Source organism: Rhodococcus jostii RHA1, from assembly GCF_000014565.1.
In the GTDB taxonomy this organism is placed as follows: domain Bacteria; phylum Actinomycetota; class Actinomycetes; order Mycobacteriales; family Mycobacteriaceae; genus Rhodococcus_F; species Rhodococcus_F jostii_A.
The window spans coordinates 4,031,950-4,050,498 of the sequence record NC_008268.1 but is presented as its reverse complement, the minus strand read 5'-3'; the positions used below and the strand labels follow the sequence as shown (position 1 = coordinate 4,050,498).

At 67.0% G+C, this 18,549-nt stretch carries 21 protein-coding genes; 11 read left to right on the top strand and 10 right to left on the bottom strand.

What is annotated here, in order from left to right; genetic code table 11:
• Position 1: 1 nt before the first annotated feature.
• The gene (locus tag RHA1_RS18640; protein ID WP_041811688.1) at positions 2-889 is read right to left on the bottom strand and encodes a transketolase; all 888 of its coding nucleotides are present in this window, start codon (positions 887-889) and stop codon (positions 2-4) included.
• Positions 886-2,277 (bottom strand): MFS transporter, encoded by a 1,392-nt coding sequence (locus RHA1_RS18635; RefSeq protein WP_007296233.1) that lies wholly within the window; start codon positions 2,275-2,277, stop codon positions 886-888. The genes RHA1_RS18640 and RHA1_RS18635 overlap by 4 nt, the downstream gene beginning before the upstream one ends.
• 237 nt (positions 2,278-2,514) lie before the next feature.
• Between RHA1_RS18635 and RHA1_RS18630 the strand changes: the two genes are divergently transcribed.
• The 4 genes from RHA1_RS18630 (at position 2,515) to RHA1_RS18615 (ending at position 5,460) form a co-directional block, all read left to right on the top strand.
• Positions 2,515-3,288 (top strand): SDR family NAD(P)-dependent oxidoreductase, encoded by a 774-nt coding sequence (locus RHA1_RS18630; protein ID WP_009476932.1) that lies wholly within the window; start codon positions 2,515-2,517, stop codon positions 3,286-3,288.
• 18 nt (positions 3,289-3,306) lie between these two features.
• A complete protein-coding gene (locus tag RHA1_RS18625; RefSeq protein WP_007296235.1) occupies positions 3,307-3,636 on the top strand; it encodes a WhiB family transcriptional regulator in 330 nt (109 codons plus the stop codon).
• A 103-nt stretch (positions 3,637-3,739) separates the two neighbouring features.
• Positions 3,740-4,162 (top strand): YciI family protein, encoded by a 423-nt coding sequence (locus RHA1_RS18620; protein WP_007296236.1) that lies wholly within the window; start codon positions 3,740-3,742, stop codon positions 4,160-4,162.
• Positions 4,135-5,460, top strand: coding sequence for an RNA polymerase sigma factor (locus RHA1_RS18615; RefSeq protein ID WP_007296237.1), 1,326 nt, complete (start codon positions 4,135-4,137; stop codon positions 5,458-5,460). The genes RHA1_RS18620 and RHA1_RS18615 overlap by 28 nt, the downstream gene beginning before the upstream one ends.
• A 16-nt stretch (positions 5,461-5,476) precedes the next feature.
• Here the strand turns inward: RHA1_RS18615 and RHA1_RS18610 are convergent, their stop codons facing one another.
• The 6 genes from RHA1_RS18610 to RHA1_RS50555 form a co-directional block, all read right to left on the bottom strand.
• A complete protein-coding gene (locus tag RHA1_RS18610; protein WP_029539722.1) occupies positions 5,477-5,857 on the bottom strand; it encodes a VOC family protein in 381 nt (126 codons plus the stop codon).
• Between the two features lie 138 nt (positions 5,858-5,995).
• On the bottom strand, positions 5,996-7,189 hold the full coding sequence (acmB, locus tag RHA1_RS18605; protein WP_011596389.1) for a methyl acetate hydrolase AcmB: 1,194 nt from the start codon (positions 7,187-7,189) through the stop codon (positions 5,996-5,998).
• Between the two features lie 212 nt (positions 7,190-7,401).
• Complete coding sequence (locus RHA1_RS18600; RefSeq protein WP_011596388.1) at positions 7,402-9,822, bottom strand: ATP-binding cassette domain-containing protein; 2,421 nt, start codon at positions 9,820-9,822, stop codon at positions 7,402-7,404.
• Between the two features lie 52 nt (positions 9,823-9,874).
• Positions 9,875-10,288, bottom strand: coding sequence for a VOC family protein (locus tag RHA1_RS18595; RefSeq protein WP_011596387.1), 414 nt, complete (start codon positions 10,286-10,288; stop codon positions 9,875-9,877).
• A gap of 13 nt (positions 10,289-10,301) precedes the next feature.
• A complete protein-coding gene (locus tag RHA1_RS18590) occupies positions 10,302-10,742 on the bottom strand; it encodes a helix-turn-helix transcriptional regulator (RefSeq protein ID WP_009476924.1) in 441 nt (146 codons plus the stop codon).
• A 62-nt stretch (positions 10,743-10,804) separates the two neighbouring features.
• Positions 10,805-10,972 carry a hypothetical protein gene (locus RHA1_RS50555; RefSeq protein WP_009476923.1) on the bottom strand — a complete coding sequence of 56 codons (168 nt, stop codon included), beginning with the start codon at positions 10,970-10,972 and terminating at the stop codon, positions 10,805-10,807.
• A 201-nt stretch (positions 10,973-11,173) separates the two neighbouring features.
• Between RHA1_RS50555 and RHA1_RS18585 the strand changes: the two genes are divergently transcribed.
• The 5 genes from RHA1_RS18585 to RHA1_RS18565 all read left to right on the top strand — a co-directional run bounded on the left by RHA1_RS18585 (position 11,174) and on the right by RHA1_RS18565 (position 14,199).
• On the top strand, positions 11,174-11,875 hold the full coding sequence (locus RHA1_RS18585; RefSeq protein WP_009476922.1) for an RNA polymerase sigma factor: 702 nt from the start codon (positions 11,174-11,176) through the stop codon (positions 11,873-11,875).
• A 12-nt stretch (positions 11,876-11,887) separates the two neighbouring features.
• Complete coding sequence (locus tag RHA1_RS18580; protein ID WP_009476921.1) at positions 11,888-12,112, top strand: anti-sigma factor family protein; 225 nt, start codon at positions 11,888-11,890, stop codon at positions 12,110-12,112.
• Positions 12,113-12,230: 118 nt separating this feature from the next.
• Positions 12,231-12,536 (top strand): hypothetical protein, encoded by a 306-nt coding sequence (locus tag RHA1_RS18575; RefSeq protein WP_011596384.1) that lies wholly within the window; start codon positions 12,231-12,233, stop codon positions 12,534-12,536.
• Between the two features lie 211 nt (positions 12,537-12,747).
• Positions 12,748-13,206 carry a nitroreductase family deazaflavin-dependent oxidoreductase gene (locus tag RHA1_RS18570; RefSeq protein ID WP_011596383.1) on the top strand — a complete coding sequence of 153 codons (459 nt, stop codon included), beginning with the start codon at positions 12,748-12,750 and terminating at the stop codon, positions 13,204-13,206.
• A 312-nt stretch (positions 13,207-13,518) separates the two neighbouring features.
• Positions 13,519-14,199, top strand: coding sequence for a class I SAM-dependent methyltransferase (locus RHA1_RS18565; protein WP_029539725.1), 681 nt, complete (start codon positions 13,519-13,521; stop codon positions 14,197-14,199).
• Between the two features lie 3 nt (positions 14,200-14,202).
• Here the strand turns inward: RHA1_RS18565 and RHA1_RS18560 are convergent, their stop codons facing one another.
• Positions 14,203-15,432, bottom strand: coding sequence for a cytochrome P450 (locus RHA1_RS18560; RefSeq protein WP_011596381.1), 1,230 nt, complete (start codon positions 15,430-15,432; stop codon positions 14,203-14,205).
• Between the two features lie 145 nt (positions 15,433-15,577).
• Between RHA1_RS18560 and RHA1_RS18555 the strand changes: the two genes are divergently transcribed.
• Together RHA1_RS18555 and RHA1_RS18550 are read left to right on the top strand one after the other, a co-directional pair.
• Positions 15,578-16,357: a hypothetical protein gene (locus RHA1_RS18555; RefSeq protein WP_041811683.1), complete on the top strand. Its 780-nt coding sequence runs from the start codon at positions 15,578-15,580 to the stop codon at positions 16,355-16,357.
• A 202-nt stretch (positions 16,358-16,559) separates the two neighbouring features.
• Positions 16,560-17,966 (top strand): guanine deaminase, encoded by a 1,407-nt coding sequence (locus tag RHA1_RS18550; RefSeq protein WP_011596379.1) that lies wholly within the window; start codon positions 16,560-16,562, stop codon positions 17,964-17,966.
• A gap of 56 nt (positions 17,967-18,022) precedes the next feature.
• Here RHA1_RS18550 and RHA1_RS18545 read toward each other — a convergent pair whose 3' ends face one another.
• Entirely contained in the window at positions 18,023-18,490 is a 468-nt protein-coding gene (locus RHA1_RS18545) for a DUF4440 domain-containing protein (RefSeq protein ID WP_011596378.1), read from the bottom strand.
• Positions 18,491-18,549: the final 59 nt, after the last annotated feature.

Genomic DNA, 18,549 nt, shown 5'->3' with positions numbered 1-18,549 from the left:
GTCAGGCGTCCTTGTGGTCGAAGCCGGCGGTGAGCTGGTCGCGGCAGATCTGCCACTCGTGTTCGTCGATGCGCATGAAGTGCGCCTTCTCCCGGGTCTCGAGCAGGGGCACGCCCTTCCCGACGCGGGTGTCGCAGAGGATGATCGACGGCTTGCCGTCGGATTCGGCGGCGGCGCTGTCGAACGCGCGCACCAGTGCGGTGACGTCGTTGCCGTCGACGCGTTCGACGTGCCACCCGCAGGCCGCCCACTTGTCGTGCACGGGTTCGGTGCTCAGCACCGTCGAGGTCGCACCGTCGGCTTGGAGGGCGTTGATGTCGACCATCGCGGTGAGATTGCCGAGCCGGTGGTGATGGGCGCCCATGGCCGCCTCCCACGTCGAACCCTCGTCGAGTTCGCCGTCGGAGAGGAAGTTGAAGACACGGGCGGTGGAATGCTGGTGACGCAGCCCGAGTGCCATCCCGACCGCGATGGTGAGACCGTGGCCGAGGGAGCCGCCGGAAATTTCCATGCCGGGGGTGTACGTGGACATCGCCGACATCGGGAGCCGGGAGTCGTCGGAGCCGTAGGTTTCCAGTTCGCTGCGGGGGATGATTCCGGCCTCGGCGAGCGCGGCGTAGTGGCCGATGGCGTAGTGGCCGGTGGACAGAAGGAACCGGTCTCGGCCCTCCCATGCGGGATCGTCTGCGCGGTAACGTAGTTGGTCGGCGTAGACGGTGGCGAAGATGTCGGCGGCTCCGAGCGCCTGCCCGACGTATCCCTGGCCCTGTTCCTCACCCATGTCGAGGACGTTGTGCCGCATGCGGTAGGCGAACTGTTCGACGTTCGCGATGCGCGACGCGTCACTGGTCGTGTCTTCGGCCGCGGTGGTGGCGGTTGTGGTGGTCACAGGAGTTCCTTTTCCTTGCGGATCGTGGGCGTGGTGCCGGTGGACGTCGGCGCGTCGACGCTTTTGGAATCGGCGCGCGCCGCAGCCTCGGCGGCGAGGCGCCGTTCGGTGGGTCCCCAGGTCTCCCTGGTGATCAACGCCGCCCACAGTCCGATCAGGGCGTACGTGCTGAACAGCAGCGCCGGCCCCCACCAGCCGAAGGAGACGAACAGCAATGTGGTGACGAAGGGCGTGAAGCCGGAGACCATCGCCGAGATCTGATAGGCGAGGGACGCTCCCGAGGCGCGGCGTGAGGCGTCGAAGAGTTCGGGGAACCACGCACCCTGCGCTCCCGCCATCGAATTCTGGCAGACCGCGTAGGCGATCACGATGGTGGCGATGACCAGGATGAACAGGCCGGTGTTGACCAGAAGGAACATCGGGATTCCGAACAGTGCCGCGAAGGCGCAGGACGCGATGTAGAGGGGGCGTCGTCCGATACGGTCGGTGAGTCGGGCCCAGGCGACGGTGGCGAAGATGCCGATTGCGGACGCGATGCAGAGGGCGACAAGGGTTTCGGACTTCCCGGCGAGACCCTGGTTGTGCAGGTAGGAGATCATGTAGGTGATCGACACCGCGTAACCGGCCGTCTCGGCGACTCGAAGGCCGATGCCGCGCAGAATGTTTCGCCAGTCGTATTTGATGGATTCGAGTACCGGGGACTTGACGATGTCGCCCTCGTTCTTGACGTCCTCGAAGACTGGGGACTCGGGCACCTTCGACCTGATGACCAGGCCGACCATCACCAGGACGATGCTGGCGAGGAACGGCACCCGCCAGGCCCAGTCGCCGCCGAGGTGCACGCTGAACAGGAACACCAGATTCGCCAGCAGCAGTCCGACGGGGAAGCCGGCCTGCACGATGCCGGTGAACTTGCCCTTGGACTTCCAGGGGGCGTGCTCGTAGCTCATCAGGATCGCACCGCCCCACTCGGCGCCGAACGCGAGGCCCTGGACGACGCGGACGAGGACCAGCAGCACCGGCGCGATGAGCCCCACCTGCGAATAGGTGGGCAGCAGGCCGATCGCGAAGGTCGCGAGACCCATCGCGATCAGCGACGCCACCAGCACGGGCTTGCGGCCCAGCTTGTCTCCGAGATGTCCGCCGAGCACCCCGCCGAGCGGGCGCGCCGCAAAGCCGACACCCAGCGTCGCGAACGCGGCGAGTGTTCCGGTGACCGGGTCGGCGCCCGGGAAGAAGGCGGTACCGAAGTACAGCGCGGCGGCCGTGCCGAAGCCGATGAAGTCGTACGTTTCGATGACGGCACCCACCGAGGAGCCGATTGCTACGCGCTTCGCGTCCTTGGTGCCATGGACAGGACCTCGCATCCTGAGTGTTTCGGTACTCATGGGGACTCCTCTTCGAGCTGCCGGTTTCTACGATTGCCGCCGATTTGTTGACTGTCAACAGTGCGGTTCCAACAGTGTGATCCGAGCCACGTCGATATGTCAACCGTTACCCGCCGACGGTTGACTGTTAACAGTTGATCGGCTTACTGTGGTGGCAGTCACCTACCGCGCCGTCGACCTCCCTGTTCTCCACCGCATCGGACGGGACGCGCGATTCCAGCAACACGAGGAGCGATCATGTCGTCCATTCAGCGCACCGCCGTCATCACCGGCGCCACCTCCGAGCGCGGGATCGGTCTCGCCACCGCCCGCCGCTACGCCGAAGAGGGCTGGGCGATCGTCGTTCTCGACCTCGACGGGGAGAAGTCCGCGAAGGTCGCCGCCGAGATCGGCAACGAGTTCGGGGTACCGGCCTTCGGTCACGACATCGACGTCGCCGACGAGAACTCGGTCCAGCGGGCGCACGACGGTGTCGCCGCCGAAGTCGCCGGCGGCAACCTCCCCGCTGTGGGTGCGCTCGCGAACATCGCCGGCATCACCTCGCCGGTGCCGTTCCTCGAGACCACGCTGGAACTGTGGAACAAGGTGATGGCGGTCAACGCCACCGGCACCTACCTCGTCACCCGCGCGTTCCTGCCGGCCATGATCGACAACGGCTGGGGGCGTGTGGTGAACATGTCGTCCGTTTCCGCCCAGCGGGGTGGCGGCGTCTTCGGCAAGGTGCCCTACTCGTCCGCCAAAGCCGCGGTTCTCGGTTTCACCAAGTCACTCGCACGGGAACTCGGTGACAGCGGAGTCACCGTCAACGCCGTCACCCCCGGTGCGGTCGACACCAGCATCCGCGTGGGCAGCACCGCCGAACAGGAAGCCGCACTCTGCCGCGACATCCCCCTCGGCCGGGTCGCGACCACCACCGAGGTCGCCGCCGTCATCACCTTCCTGTCCTCGCAGGACGCCGCGTACCTCACCGGCACCACCGTCGACATCAACGGCGGCAGCCACCTGCACTGAGTCGGTGCAGCCACCGCGGTGGACGGTACCCACCGTCCACCGCCCGAATCCCCGGGACACCCGATGATCGACCACACGACAATTCACGACCTACCCACCACCGCAGCCGAACGCTGGGGATGGCGGTACCGCGCCCACTGCCGCACCACCGAGCCCGCCGCCTTCTTCGCTCCGGACGGCGAACGACGCGGCGCCCGGATCCGGCGTGAACGACGCGCCAAACAGATCTGCAACGGGTGCGTCGTCGCCCGGCAATGCCGAGCACACGCAACCGAACACCGCGAAACCCACGGAATATGGGGCGGCACCACCGAAACCGACCGGCGCCGAGCCGGCCGGGCGCGATAGGTTCGAAAAAGATTTCGGCGAGTGTGTCGATCCATGTCACTCCCCGTTCGACCTGAGGATGAGAAGGTCCAAGAGGGACCCCGACATCCAAGGAGACGGAACCATGAAGTACATGCTGATCATGCGCGCCACCGACGAGACCTTCGCGGCGTCCCAGGACGTTGATTTCACCGAGATCATGGAAGCGATGGGCAAGTTCAACGACGAGATGATCCGCGCCGGCGTGCTGCTCGCGGCCGAGGGTCTGGACCCCGACCCCGAATCGGGTGTGGTGGTCGACTACTCCTCGGAAACACCTGTCGTGACCGACGGCCCCTACGGCGAGACGAAGGAGTTGTTCGGCGGCTTCTGGATGCTCAATGTCGCGTCGAAGGAGGAGGCTGTCGAGTGGGCCAAGCGTGCCCCGATGGCTGGTCCCGGTTCCAAAGCAGAGATCCGCCGGGTCGCGACGATCGACGAGTTCCCGCAGGACAACGTGTGGATCCAGAAGGAGCGGGCGTGGCGCGAAGCGACCGGTCAGCTCTGAGCGGATCGACGGGTGACGGCCACACCAACCGTGAGGCCGTCGCCGCCGTCTGGCGGATCGAGTCGGCACGGATCGTCGGTGCGCTCGCGCGGTACACCGGCGATTTCGCGCTGGCCGAGGACCTCGCCCAGGAGGCGCTGGCCGAGGCACTCGTGAGCTGGCCACGCGACGGTATCCCCCACAACCCCGCGGGATGGTTGCTCACCGTCGGCCGGCGCCGCGCGATCGACGCGTTCCGTCGGCGCTCCGCCCTCGACGAGAGGTACGCCGTCCTCGCTCACGACCTGAGCGAGGGCGGCGCCGTCTCGGGCAGCGGGCCCGCCGATCCGGCCCGGGGCACCGGGGACGTGCTGTGGGATCCGGACCAGATCGACGACGACATGCTGGCGTTGATGTTCATCTCCTGCCACCCCGTGCTGTCGCGGGAGGCGAGGGTCGCGCTCACCCTGCGGGTGGTCGGCGGTCTGACGAGCGACGAGATCGCGAAGGTGTTCCTCGTGCCGACCGCGACCGTGCAGGCCCGGATCACCCGGGCGAAGAAGACCCTCGGGGCGGCCCGGGTGCCGTTCGAAGTGCCGCCCGCCGCTGAGCGGACCGGGCGACTCGGCTCGGTGCTCAGCGTGATCTACCTGATCTTCACCGAAGGGTCCTCGGCCAGCTCCGGTGACGATCTGATCCGCCTCGACCTCGCGAGCGAGGCGCAGCGCCTCGCTCGGGTGCTGGCTCGGCTGGTGCCCGACGAGCCGGAGGTGCACGGTCTGCTGGCGCTGCTCGAACTGACCGCGGCGCGGTTCCCGGCGCGCACCGGGGCGGACGGCGAGCCGGTGCTGCTCGAGGACCAGGACCGCCGCCGCTGGGACCGCACCGCGATCCGCCGGGGACGCGCCGCCCTCGCCCGCGCGGAGCAGGTCGGCCGCGGGCTGGGCGCCTACGGCCTGCAGGCGGCGATCGCCGAATGTCATGCCGTCGCGCCGTCCGTCGACGCGACGAACTGGGAGCGGATCGTCCTCATCTACGAGGCACTCGGTCGGCTCGCGCCGTCACCGGTGATCGACCTCAACCGGGCGGTGGCGGTCTCCATGGCCCAGGGACCGGCCGCGGCGCTGCCGATCGTGGACGAGCTGGTGGCCGCCCAGGCGCTGTCGAATTCGCACCTGCTGCCGAGCGTTCGCGGCGAACTGCTCACCCGCCTGGGACGCACCGACGAGGCACGCACCGAATTCGAGGCGGCCGTGCGGTTGTGCGGCAACGAGCGCGAGCGGACGGTGCTGGGGCGTAAGCTCGCCGACCTGCGCTGACCCCGACCGGTGAGCATCAGAGTGGGTCCAGGCGAGCCTTCAGCAGGCAGAACTCATTGCCTTCGGGGTCGGCCAGGACATGCCACTGCTCCTGCCCTGTCTGGCCGATGTCGGCCGGGCGCGCACCGAGCTTCAGTAGGCGTTCGAGCTCGGCGTCCTGATCGCGGTCGGTGGCGTTGACGTCGATGTGCAGCCGGGATTTCCCCTTCTCCGGCTCATCCCTGCGGCTGAGGATGATCGTCGGCTGCGGACCGCCGAACCCTTCGCGCGGCCCGATCTCCACCGACCCGTCGTCCTCGTGATCGAGCACGACGAAGTCCAGGACCTCGCACCAGAACCGCGAAAGCAGCTCAGGGTCGCGGCAACCGAGCACGAGCTCACTGATACGACATGCCATGACGAAACCTGCTCTCAGCCCGGGAACTGCCGGGAGCCCACACACGAACCTCATGGGCTCCCAGCGGTGAAGACAATCCCGCGATCGTACCGGGCAGGGCCACCGGCCATCCAGTGGAAAACCGGCTTCGAGACCGACCTAGACGGGTGAGCCCAGAGTGGCGTGACGGTACGCCGCCGTCTCGAAGTCCAGGTAGCCGCCGAACGACACGGGATCGGCGAACGGCAGGACCTGGGTGGCCCAGTACCCGGCGATTCCGTTGCGACGATCGATCCAGTAGTACGAGTTGGCGAGCCCGGCCCACCCGAGCGACCCCCGGGGCCGGCCGGTGGGTGCGTCCTCTTCGTTCACCATGAACGTGTACGCCCACGACTTACGCTGTCCGGGAAAGAATTCGGCGTCGTTGGTGAGGGCGGGTATCACGGCAGGCAGCATCCCGACCTCTTGTCCCTCGAGGCCGTTGCACACGGCGGCCTGCACGGTGTCGGCCCGCAGCACTCGGCCACCGGGGGCGTCTCCGTCGTTCAGCCACATCCGCAGGAACTTCAGGTAGTCGCCCACCGTGGAGTAGAGGCCGTGCCCGCCCATGTCGATCTCGGGAGCCTGCGGCAGCACCAGATCCAAGGGAGTGAGCCGGCCGTCCTCCTCCCGCTGGTGAATGGTCGCGCGCCGGGCCGCCATCGATCCGGTCAGGGTGAAAGCTGTGTCGTGCATGCCGAGGGGCGCGAACACCCGCTCGGCCATCACCTCGCCGAGCCGCTTGCCGCGGATCGCCTCGACCACCTGGCCGGCCCAGTCGATGTTCGTCCCGTACTGCCACTTCTCGCCCGGATCGAAGAGCAACGGCGTGGTCAGCGACGCCCGGGTCGCGGTGATCACGCCGGGCTGGTCGTGCTCCACCCCCAACCGGTTGTAGGTCTCGTCGAAGAAGTCGTATCCGAATCCGGCGGTGTGCAACAACAGCATCCGCGTGGTGATGTCCCGCTTCGGTGCCCTCAGCACCGGATCGCCGTGGGCGTCGAATCCCTCGATGACCTGAATGTCACCGAGTTCCGTAACGTATTCGCGGGCGGGCGCGTCGAGGTCGAGCAGACCCTCTTCGACGCACTGCAGCACGGTGGTCCCGGTGATCGCCTTGGTGGTGGAGAAGATCGCGAACACGGTGTCGGCGGTCATCGGCTCGCCGTCGGCCAGGGACCGCACCCCGGCGGCGCCCTCGAACACCGTGCGGTCGCGATCGGTCACCATCGCCACCACTCCGGGCACCCTCGGCGCACCTTCCTCGGTCACGCTGTCGAGAACCTTGCCGAGCGCGGCGTTGAGATCGGACATTCCACTCTCCTGTCGTGTCTGTGGTCACTGATGGAACGTGACGCTATGACCGGGCGGAGGGTGGCGACGTCTCAGTTCGGCACCGCACGTCTAGGTTCGGCAGAATCCGCGTGGCGGGCGTCACAGTTGCACTGCGGCCCAATGCCGGCCACCGAACGCGAAAGCCCCCGGCGGCCGTGGCAACCGGGGGCACATCTCGACGAGCGCCTCGATCAGGTGCCGACGTAGGCCGCGAGGTGCTCGCCGGTGAGGGTGGAGCGGGCGGACACCAGATCCTCCGGCCTGCCCTCGAACACGATCCGGCCACCGTCGTGGCCGGCGCCCGGACCGAGGTCGATGATCCAGTCGGCGTGCGCCATGACCGCCTGGTGATGCTCGATGACGATGACCGACTTACCGGAGTCGACGAGCCGGTCGAGCAGTCCGAGCAACTGTTCGACGTCGGCGAGGTGAAGGCCGGTGGTCGGTTCGTCGAGGACGTAGGTGTCGCCCTTGTCGGCCATGGCGGTGGCCAGCTTGAGCCGCTGCCGTTCGCCGCCGGACAGCGTGGTGAGCGGCTGCCCGAGGCTGAGGTAGCCGAGCCCGACGTCGGCGAGCCTCTGCAGAATCTTGTGCGCCGCCGGGATCCGCGCCTCGCCGGAACCGAAGAACTCCTCGGCCTCGGCCACCGGCATCGCGAGCACTTCGGCGATATTCCGGCCGCCCAGCGTGTACTCGAGCACCTCGGCCTGGAACCGCTTCCCCTCGCACTCCTCGCAGGGGGATTCGACGGTGGCCATCACACCCAGGTCGGTGTAGATGACACCGGCGCCGTTGCACGTGGGGCACGCGCCCTCGGAATTGGAACTGAAGAGCGCCGGCTTCACGCCGTTGGCCTTCGCGAACGCCTTGCGGATCGGCTCGAGCAGCCCGGTGTAGGTCGCCGGGTTGCTTCGCCGGGAACCCTTGATCGCGCCCTGGTCGATCGACACCACGCCGTCCCGCCCGGACACCGAACCGTGGATCAGCGAACTCTTGCCCGACCCCGCCACACCGGTCACGACCACCAGCATGCCGAGTGGAATGTCGACGTCGACGCCGCACAGGTTGTGGCTGTCTGCGCCACGCACCTCGAGCGCCCCCGACGGTGTGCGCACCGACTGTTTCAGCGACGCCCGGTCGTCCAGGTGCCGCCCGGTGAGCGTGTCACTGGACCGCAGCCCCTCGACGGTGCCCTCGAACACCACCTGGCCACCCTCGGTGCCGGCGCGCGGTCCGAGGTCGACGACGTGGTCGGCGATCGCGATCGCCTCCGGCTTGTGCTCCACGACCAGCACCGTGTTGCCCTTGTCGCGCAACTGCAGCAGCAGGCCGTTCATCCTCTGGATGTCGTGCGGGTGCAGGCCGATGGTCGGCTCGTCGAAGACGTACGTGACGTCGGTGAGCGACGAACCGAGGTGCCGGATCATCTTCGTGCGCTGCGCCTCTCCACCGGACAGGGTGCCCGACGGCCGGTCGAGGGAGAGGTACCCCAACCCGATCTCCGTGAACGAGTCGAGCAGATGCTGCAGCCCGGTGAGCAGCGGGGCCACCGACGGTTCCTTCAGGCCGCGGACCCAGTCGGCGAGGTCGCTGATCTGCATCGAGCAGACGTCGGCGATGTTCTTGCCCTTGATCTTCGACGATCGCGCCCCCTCGCTGAGTCGGGTGCCGTCGCAGTCGGGGCAGGTGGCGAACGTGATCGCCCGCTCCACGAACGCGCGGATGTGCGGCTGCATGGCGTCGACGTCCTTGGCCAGGAACGACTTCTGGATCTTCGGGATCAGACCCTCATAGGTCACGTTGACGCCCTCGACCTTGATCTTGGTCGGCTCCTTGTAGAGCAGGTCCTGCAACTGCTTCTTGGTGAACTTCGCGATCGGCTTGTCCGGATCGAAGTAGCCGCAGCCCCGGAAGATGCGGCCGTACCAGCCCTCCATGCTGTAGCCGGGGATCGTCAGCGCGCCCTCGTTGAGCGACTTGCTGTCGTCGTAGAGCGCCGTCAGGTCGAAGTCGGTGACCGCCCCCCGGCCCTCGCATCGCGGACACATGCCGCCGGTGATGCTGAAGCTCCGCCGCTCCTTCGTCTGCTGGCCACCGCGCTCGATGGTGACCGCGCCCGCACCGGAGATCGACGCGACGTTGAAGGAGAACGCCTGGGGTGAGCCGATGTGCGGCTTCCCGAGCCGGCTGAACAGGATGCGCAGCATCGCGTTGGCGTCGGTGGCGGTGCCGACGGTGGAGCGGGGGTTCGAGCCCATCCGCTCCTGGTCGACGATGATCGCCGTCGTCAGCCCGTCGAGTACGTCGACGTCGGGTCGCGCCAGTGACGGCATGAAGCCCTGCACGAAGGCGCTGTAGGTCTCGTTGATCATCCGCTGCGACTCCGCGGCGATCGTGGCGAACACCAGCGAACTCTTGCCCGAGCCGGAGACACCGGTGAACACCGTCAGCCGGCGCTTCGGGAGCTCGACACTGATGTCCTTGAGGTTGTTCTCGCGCGCGCCGTGCACGCGGATGAGATCGTGACTGTCGGCAAGGTGCAGATCTGGCGACTCCGAGTTTTCCCGTCGCTTCGCTCGGCCCGTCGTGCCCGCCTTCGTGGCCATGCTCATCGTGTCTCCCTCTGTTGGGCGGAGCCGCCTTCGCGGTCTCCGTCGGCGTCGATCAGCGCAGTTCCTGGATACGAACCATGTTGCCCGCGGGATCGCGGAAGGCGCAGTCACGGACTCCGTACGGCTGCTCGGTCGGCTCCTGAACGACCTCCGCGGATTCGCTGGCCTGCAGCTTCTCGAAGACGCCGTCGAGGTTCCTGGTGGCCAGGTTGATGGCTGCGTACGTGCCCTTGGCCATCATCTCGGCGATGGTGCGACGCTCGTCGTCGGTGATTCCGGGGTCGGCGGCCGGCGGATGCAGAACGATGGACGTGCCGGGCTGGTCGGCCGGGCCCACCGTGATCCAGCGCAGCCCGTTGTATCCGACGTCGTTGCGGACCTCGAAGCCGAGAGTGTCGCGATAGAAAGCCAACGCGGCGTCCGGGTCGTCCTGCGGGAGGTAGGTCTGGTGAATTGTGATGTCCATGGGATCACGATAATTACGAATCAGCGACCTGCGCTTCTCGATTCCTGATCGGTCTGGTGACCTGTTTCGCCACGCACGACGGAATGCCCGCCGTCGCGTCCGCCTCCTGGCGCCGGTAGGTGCTGGGCGGGACCCCGGTCAGCTCGGCGAAACGCGTGCTGAAGGTGCCCAGCGACGAGCAGCCGACCGCGAAACACACCTCGGTGACGCTGAGGTCACCACGACGCAGCAATGCCATCGCCCGCTCGATGCGCCGCGTCATCAGGTACGAGTACGGAGACTCGCCGTACGCGAGCCGGAACTGACGGCTGAGGTGCCCTGCCGACATGTTCACGCCGCGGGCGAGCGACTCGACGTCCAGCGGCTGCGCGTGCTCCCGATCGATCCGGTCACGGACGCGGCGCAGCAGCGCGAGATCGCGTAAGCGCTGGTTCTCAGCGGTACTGCTCGTCACACACGAGATCGTGCCACGTCGCACCGGAGTTGCCTAGCGTCACTCGCCCGCGCGCACGCTCCTCACGCCGGGTCGGGTGTTGCGCCTCGGCAGTGGTCGACGAGCGAGACCTGTTCGTCCGGGGCCGGCAGCCGGTCCCGCTCGGCACCGTCGAGGTGGCGAGCTTCCACTGAACCCAGCTGCTCCCAGTAATTCTCCGACCGCGCCAGCGGAGTCCGCCGAAAGTCCATGCGTCGCCCTCCCTGGATTGCCAGGTCCAATCGTTGCCTGGGGCACCCGGGCCGCCGCGACCGTCACCGCATCGCCGCGGCCCGCCACCCCTCCGCACCGAGTCTTCCCCGCACCGCGAAGCCAAGACAGGGCCGTTCGGCCCTACCACCACGAGATCGGGCAGCGTCATCGACGGCTGCCCCTGAGATCAGTAATGTTGGATGGCGTCCGGCCGTCTCACGCGGCCACGCTTCCGGAGCGCCTCGATCACCGAGGAGGAGCGGATGACCGAGATCGATACCTCGCACGAGCAGTGCCTCGTCGACTCTCTACGGGCACGCGACGAGTCGGCGTTCGCCGAACTCGTCGACCAGCACACGCCGATGATGCTGCGCGTGGCGCGGGGATACGTGGCCAGCGCCGAGGTCGCGGAAGACGTCGTCCAGGAAACCTGGATCGCCGTGCTCCAGGGCATCGACGGATTCGAAGGCCGCTCCACCCTCCGTACCTGGCTGTTCCGGATACTCGTCAACATCGCCAAGAAACGGGGAGTGCGGGACCGGCACGATGTCGACGCCGCGCTGGCCGCCTACGCGGGCAGCGCCGCCGTGGATCCGGCCCGGTTCCTGCCCGCATCCTCCCCGGAGGATCCACACCACTGGGCGACTCCGCCGACCAGCTGGCCGGTGACCCCCGAGGGGTCGGTCCTCGGTGCGGAGGTGCTCGACGTCGCCGGCCGCGAACTCGAGCACCTACCCGACCGCCAGCGGATCGTGGTCGTTCTGCGTGACGTCCTCGGCTACGACGCCGAAGAAGTGTCCGCGATGCTCTCGATCACCCCGGCGAACCAGCGGGTGCTGCTGCACCGGGGTCGCGCGCATGTGCGCCAGGCCCTCGAGGATTATCTTGGAACGGGAGCGTGAGACATGGAAGACATGGACTGCCAGGACCTCGTCGAACTCGTCACGGCCTACCTCGAGAACGACATGGATCCCGATGCCCGGGTCCGATTCGAAACCCATCTGGGCGAATGCCAGGGATGCGCCACCTATCTCGAACAGATCGAGCAGACGGTGCACACCCTCGGCGCGCTCCCCCCGGACGAGCTCGATCCGGCGTTGCGGGACCGCCTGCTCGCCGCGTTCCGCGAGTGGCGTTAGCGGCGCGAAACTCGCCGCAAAATAATGTCCGGCAGGGTGTAACGTTTCGCGCCCTCGCAGACACCGTTCGAGTAGCCGTGAACGTTGGGTTCGCGGCACTCGGACAGGAATTCAGACCATGAACGCCACACATTCGCACCAGGACGATCGACGCACCCACCGCGGCTCGCTGCGGAAGCGGATCGTGACCGTGGTGGTGGCCGCAGCCGCATTCGGCGTGCTTCCCGTCGGCGTCGCGGGCGCGGTCGCCCCGGCCGCGCAACACTCGGTCGCCGCAGTGGCCGCCCCTGACACCGGCCGCGACATCCCCGGCGGCAACGACGATCGGACCCGCGATCGGCAGCGCGAACAGCGGCAGGAACGCCGGGCCGAGAACATGCCCACCGATCAGGTTCCGATCATCTGGAACGTCATCCAGTCGTAGTGGCTGACGCTCTCCCATGATGGTCCAGAAGTCATGCCTCGGAAGGGCACTCGACAGAGTGCCCTTCCAGGCCGTTGTCACCGGTGACCGAACCGATCAGGAATCGAGAAGCGCCGACCACCGGGCCGCACTAACGTCATTGCCGAGAGCCGTAGAGCCGGCGGCTCAGTCGTGGGTGTCGCGAGGCGAAGTGACCGATGGGAGAGAGCTCATGACGAACAACCAAGGCAAGCGTAAACCCGGAACCCCCGGCGCGTTCTCGCGGTGGATGCAGCGAAAGATGAACGCCCGCATGAACCGCAAGATCCGACGCGGCCACGGCCAGTTCATGGGTATGGACGTGCTGATCCTGAACACCGTGGGTCGTCGCAGCGGACAGCCGCGGCAATCGCCGGTGGCGTGGTTCGACGACGGTGACGATGCCCGGCTGGTGGTCGCGTCGGGTGGCGGCAGTCAGAACCCGGACTGGCACGCCAATCTGATGGCGCACCCCGACAAGGCGTCGATCGAATTGCCCGGCCACGCCGCCGCGCCGGTGATCCCGCACCAGCTCGACGGCGCCGAGCGTGAGCAGGCATGGCAGCGCATCGCCGCCGCCCAGCCCCGCATCGCGAAGTACCAGAGCAAATCCGACCGGGAATACCCCGTCATCCGGCTCACCGCGCGGTAGCTACATTCCGATTCGCCTCGGCGCCCAGGGCTCTTCGCACGGTGGCACGGAACCATTCGGTGCCGGGGTCCGGTAACACCCTCTTGTAGGTGGGGACCAGAATACTGGCGCATTTTCCGGATTTGCACTCGGGGGAGATCGACTACACCGGGGACGACACCTCATCACCCCTGTTCACAGCCCTGTCAGGCACGCGGCGATGCTGCAAAACCGACCGCGCACCCGTTAATCTCGAAGCGACACCGGCGAAGGACGTCGACCCGCACGGGTTCGGGCGCCGTGGGAACCGGGATGTCAACGAGGAGCGCGACCATGCCGATGGCACCGTTCGGCCCCATCACCGCGATCTACACACCGGCGCACGCCTGGATGTACGAGACCATCGTGGCACCGGCCGTCTACCGCTCACGCCACGTCATCGACGAGTACTTTCTGCCCCATCTCCCACCGAACGCCCGCATTCTGGACGTCGGATCGGGCGGGGCGCTGTTCACGAACTACATCGCCGACCAGCGCCCCGACGTGCATATTCTCGGCCTCGATCTGTCGGAAGCCCAGATCAAGCGCGCCACCAAACGCATGCGCAACTACGGCGACCGGGTCCGGTTCGACGTCGGCGACGCCACGCGGCTCGATTTCGCCGACCAGACCTTCGACGGCGTGATCAGCTACGGCTCCATCAAGCACTGGTCGTCGCGTGAGGCCGGGCTCGCCGAGTGCGCGCGCGTCCTCAAACCGGGTGGCCCGCTGCTGATCACCGATGCGGACCGCAGCACGAGTTTCGAGGACGCCGAAAAGTTCGTCGAGAACTACAAGGCGCCGCGCGTTCTCCGCAGCATCAATCTCGCGATCTTCCACACCTGGATCGCCGGCCGCTCCATCAGTCTCGACGAGGCGCGTGACCTCGCGAGCCGACTCGATCTCGTCGACGAGCACGTTTCCCGCATCAGCGAGATGCCGCTGGTCATGATTTCCGGGCGCCGGCCTGCGTGAACCTCACCGTCCGTCACGTGTCCGGGCCGGCAGTGCGGCGACGCCGCTGATGAACGCGGAGAGCAGCAGTTCCGGTTCGCCCACCGCGTGAAGTGTGGGGTGGGCGGTGAAAAGTTCTTCGAGCATGACGCGCAGCTCCAGCCGTGCGAGGTTGACGCCCAGGCAGTGGTGGATGTCTTTCGCGCCGAACCCGAGATGCTTGCCGGCGTTCGCCCGGGTGATGTCGAACCGGCCCGGACCGTCGAAGACGCGTTCGTCGTGGTTCGCGGACAGATACCACATGACGACCTTGTCCCCCGCCGCGATGTGGGCGCCGCCGAGCTCGGTGTCGACGGTCGCGGTGCGCCGCATGTAGGGCACCGGGGAGGCGAAGCGGATCACCTCGTCGATCGTGTTGTCGATGTGGCCGGCGAAATCGGCGAGCAGCAGTTCTTTCTGGTCGGGGTGCTCGCTGAGCAGAAGCAGCGCCCAGGCCAACGCTTGCCGGGTGGTCTCGAAACCCGCCGTGATCAGAAGGATGACGAACGAACCGAACTCGGTCGGTGCGAGGGCCTCGCCGTCGACCATCGTCGACACCAGCCGGGACGTCAGATCCTCGCCGGGATCCGCCTTGCGTCTCTCGCCCAGCTCGAGGGCGTATCCATAAATCTGGCCCAGGCCGGCCGCGCCGCCGGGTGCGGTGACGAACTCCTGATCACCGCCTCCGGCAACGACATCGGCCGCCGCGGCCAGGATCATCGGCCGGTCGTTCTCCGGGATCCCGATCAACTCGCAGATCACCTGCACCGGCAATCGGGTCGCGACGTCGGGGACGAAGTCGAACTCGGCATCTCGGGGCAGGTCCGCGGCGATCTGCGCAGCGGTGCCACGCACCCGCTCGGCGATGCCCCGCACCGAGGCCGCGGTGAACGCCGATTGCACGATGCCCCGCAGACGCCGGTGCCGGGGATCGTCCATGGCGATCATCGACATGGCGAACTCGAGGATCTCGGCCGGGACGTCGTCGATGGTGAAGCCCTTGGCCGAGGAGAAGACCTCCGGGTTCCGGCTCACCGCCACCACGTCGTCGTATCCGACGACCGACCAGAAGCCCGGACCGGCAGTTTCCGCATGGAACTCGATCGGCGATCGCTGACGAAGCTCCTCGAACATCGCGCGACGGCCCGCGAAGCTGCGGTCCCAGAACGCGCGTGATGCGGGCGAGATGATTTTTTCGGACGCAGAACCCGTCACCGGTCCCCCTCGGTCGGTTGTATCGACAGTGCGACCCTACTGGGGAAGCCGTGGTTACGCTGATGAGGCATCACCGCAGGTCAACAGCTATGATCATAGGATCACCCGGCAGTGCGCCGGAGATGAAACCGGGGAGGATCGACCTGTGGCGTCGAGGGTTCGGCTCGGCAACGTGCGAGAGGTGCGCGATCATCCGTTGGGGATGACCGAGACCGGGTTTCGGGCCGACTTGACCCAGCACGAAGCGTTCGCCAGAGGTCGTGGCCCGTTCCCCGGTGATGCCGACAGCGTCCGCTCCGAGCGTGAACTGTTCGTCACCGCCCCGGACGACGAGGTGCTCGCGGTCGCGACGATCACCGGGGTCCGCGAGCACGACGGCGAACTCGTCGTCGACGGAGACCTGGTTGTCGATCACGAACGGGTGGGGACGCGACTGCTGATACGGACCCCGGCCGAGAACGTCTTCTCCTGCGCGGACGAGGAATCGGCGTGGGCGGGCTCGATCGAGCGGGCGCGGTGGGTCTACGTGCGGGCACTGGTCGAGGTCGCATCGGTCAAGACGGCGTCCTACGACCGCCGGCTCGCGGGCGCAGACCCCGCCGCCGACCCCGAGGTGACTCGGGCGACTGCCAACGAGACGATGCAGGTGGTGCCTCGGTACGTGATGATCCACCGCAGCGGAAAGCTGCGTCTCGGTGGGCCGTACGCCGACACCGCGGATTGGGACAGCCACGTCGAACCCTGGACGGACTACGGATACGTCGATTGCCTGCGCCTCGACGACGTCCTGGGCACCAGCGGCGACCTCGACATCGACGTGCTTCGCCCGCTCACGTCGCGGGCCGCCGCCGCGGAACTCCTCGAGTCCTTGGGCTGGGACAAGGTCATCCGTCGATTCGTCGACGACCGCACACCCCCGCAGTAGCACCGAGCCGGTGGTGATTGCCGCGGGCGCTTGGCCTGTTCGGCCGCGACCCGGGTCTGATCGGTGGCATTGTTAATACGGGCTGTTATCTCATCGTGGGTGCGGCACGGCCGCACAGGTGCTACTCGGCTGGGCTTTCGTCCAGCCGCCGAAGTTCATTGCAGAAGGCATGATCCGTTACCACTCGACGGGAGTTCATCGCATGGCCACGCATACCCATCTCGGACACATCTTCCACATCGCCGGCACACCGAAAGTGACCGAAGCCGCGGCCGCCCTGGTATCGATTCCCGACGGCGCCCTGGTGCTGGACGATGGCGGGCGAATCGTGTTCTGCGGTGACAGAGCCGAGATCCCGTCGGACTACGAGTCCGGCACCGTGCACGACCACAGGCCCGGCTTTCTGCTGCCGGGGTTCGTCGACACCCACATCCACTTCCCGCAGACCTACGCCGGCGACTCCTACGGCGGCGGCCAGCTGCTGGAATGGCTGACCCTGTGCATGTTCCCGTCGGAGACGAAGTTCGCCGACCCGGAGTTCGCGCAACAGGCGGCCGTCGAGTTCACCAACCGGCGGATCTCGGCGGGCACCACGGCCGCCATGGTGTTCGGGTCGGCGTTCCCACATGCGCAGGATGCGTTGTTCACCGAGACGCAGAAGGCAGGTCTGCGCATCGTCAGCGGCCGCGGAATTCAGACCGTCGGCGGCGAGACCGCTCAGCCGCTGATGACCTCCGAAGAGGACGCGATCCGGCTCACCCGCGAGGAGATCGAGAAATGGCACGGCGCCGACACCGGCGATGTCGACACCGCGTTGCTGCACGTGGCGATCATCCCGCGGTTCTCGCTGTCGGTGACCCCCGAGACCCTGAAAAATCTCGGGGACCTCTACGAAGAGGTCCGGGACCGCGGTGTGTACGTGCACTCACACCTCAACGAGAACAATCGCCCCGGCACCGGCGAGGTCGACTCGACCAAAGAGACCTATCAGGTGAATTCATACCTGGACACCTACGACGGGAAGTTCCTACCCGGTTCGGAAGTGGGCGGGAAGAGCCTGCTGGGCCGACGCACCATCCTCGCCCACTGCGTGCACTGTCAGGATGTCGAGCTCGAGCGGATGGCCGAGACCGGTACGTCCGTCTCGCACTGCCCGATCTCGCAGCTGTTCCTGGGATCCGGAACGATGCCGTGGAAGCGCACCGTCGCGTCGGGCGTCAACATCTCGGTGGGAACCGATTTCGGCGGCGGCGACGAATGGCTGATTCCCCGGGTGCTCGGCGACGCGTTCAAGGTGCACATCAGCGAGGCCGGTGACGACGGGGTGTCGATGCATCCGGCCGAGATGCTGTTCGTCGGTACCCTCGGCGGTGCCCGGGCTTTGGACATGGAGAACCGGTTCGGCAACTTCGACGTCGGGAAGGAAGCCGACTTCGTTGTTGTCGACCCGTCCGGCACGCCGGCGCTCGACGGGCTGCTGCGCAACGCCGTTCGCGCCGCCGATCCCGACCTGGCCCGCGATCAGACCCTGTTCGCGCTGCTGATGGGGATACGCGACACGTCCATCTCCGAGGTCTACGTCGCAGGCCGACGAGCCAAGGCGTCCTAGACGGGTGGTTCCTCGTGACCGCCGGACGACATCACGGTCGACCGGCGGTCACCGCTCTAGGGGTTCACCGACGAATGGTGGTTGGCGATCAGCCACTTTCCGTCTTCGTAGCGATAGACCCATGTCACCCTGGCCGCCACATCCTGGCCGTTGGCGTTGATGACCCAGCGGCCCACGTTGTAGGCGAGGTTGCAATCCGAATACTTGAAACTTTCTTCCATGCGGGCAGTGGGATCGGCCTTGATCAGGTTGACGAAATACTCCGTTATCTCCTCGGGAGTGTCGGCGATAGGCACCGACAGGGTCGGCAGCAGCACCGCATCCGGCCGGTACAACGCGGCGACCCTGCTCGCGTCACCGCTTTCCAGTGCGTCATTCCAACTCGTGAAGAGCGCATCCAGTTCACTGTCTGTCGCGCGCACGCAATTGTCTTCGGAGTCAGAGGAACTGCCCGAGGAACAGGCGACCGCCGAAATTGCCAACGCGAGAATCGCAAAGCCCAAGCCGAACGGTTTGGTATTCATACCAACCTCCGCGGAGAAAGGCGCCTACGGGAATTGACCCGCCAACCGATAAAGCGTAA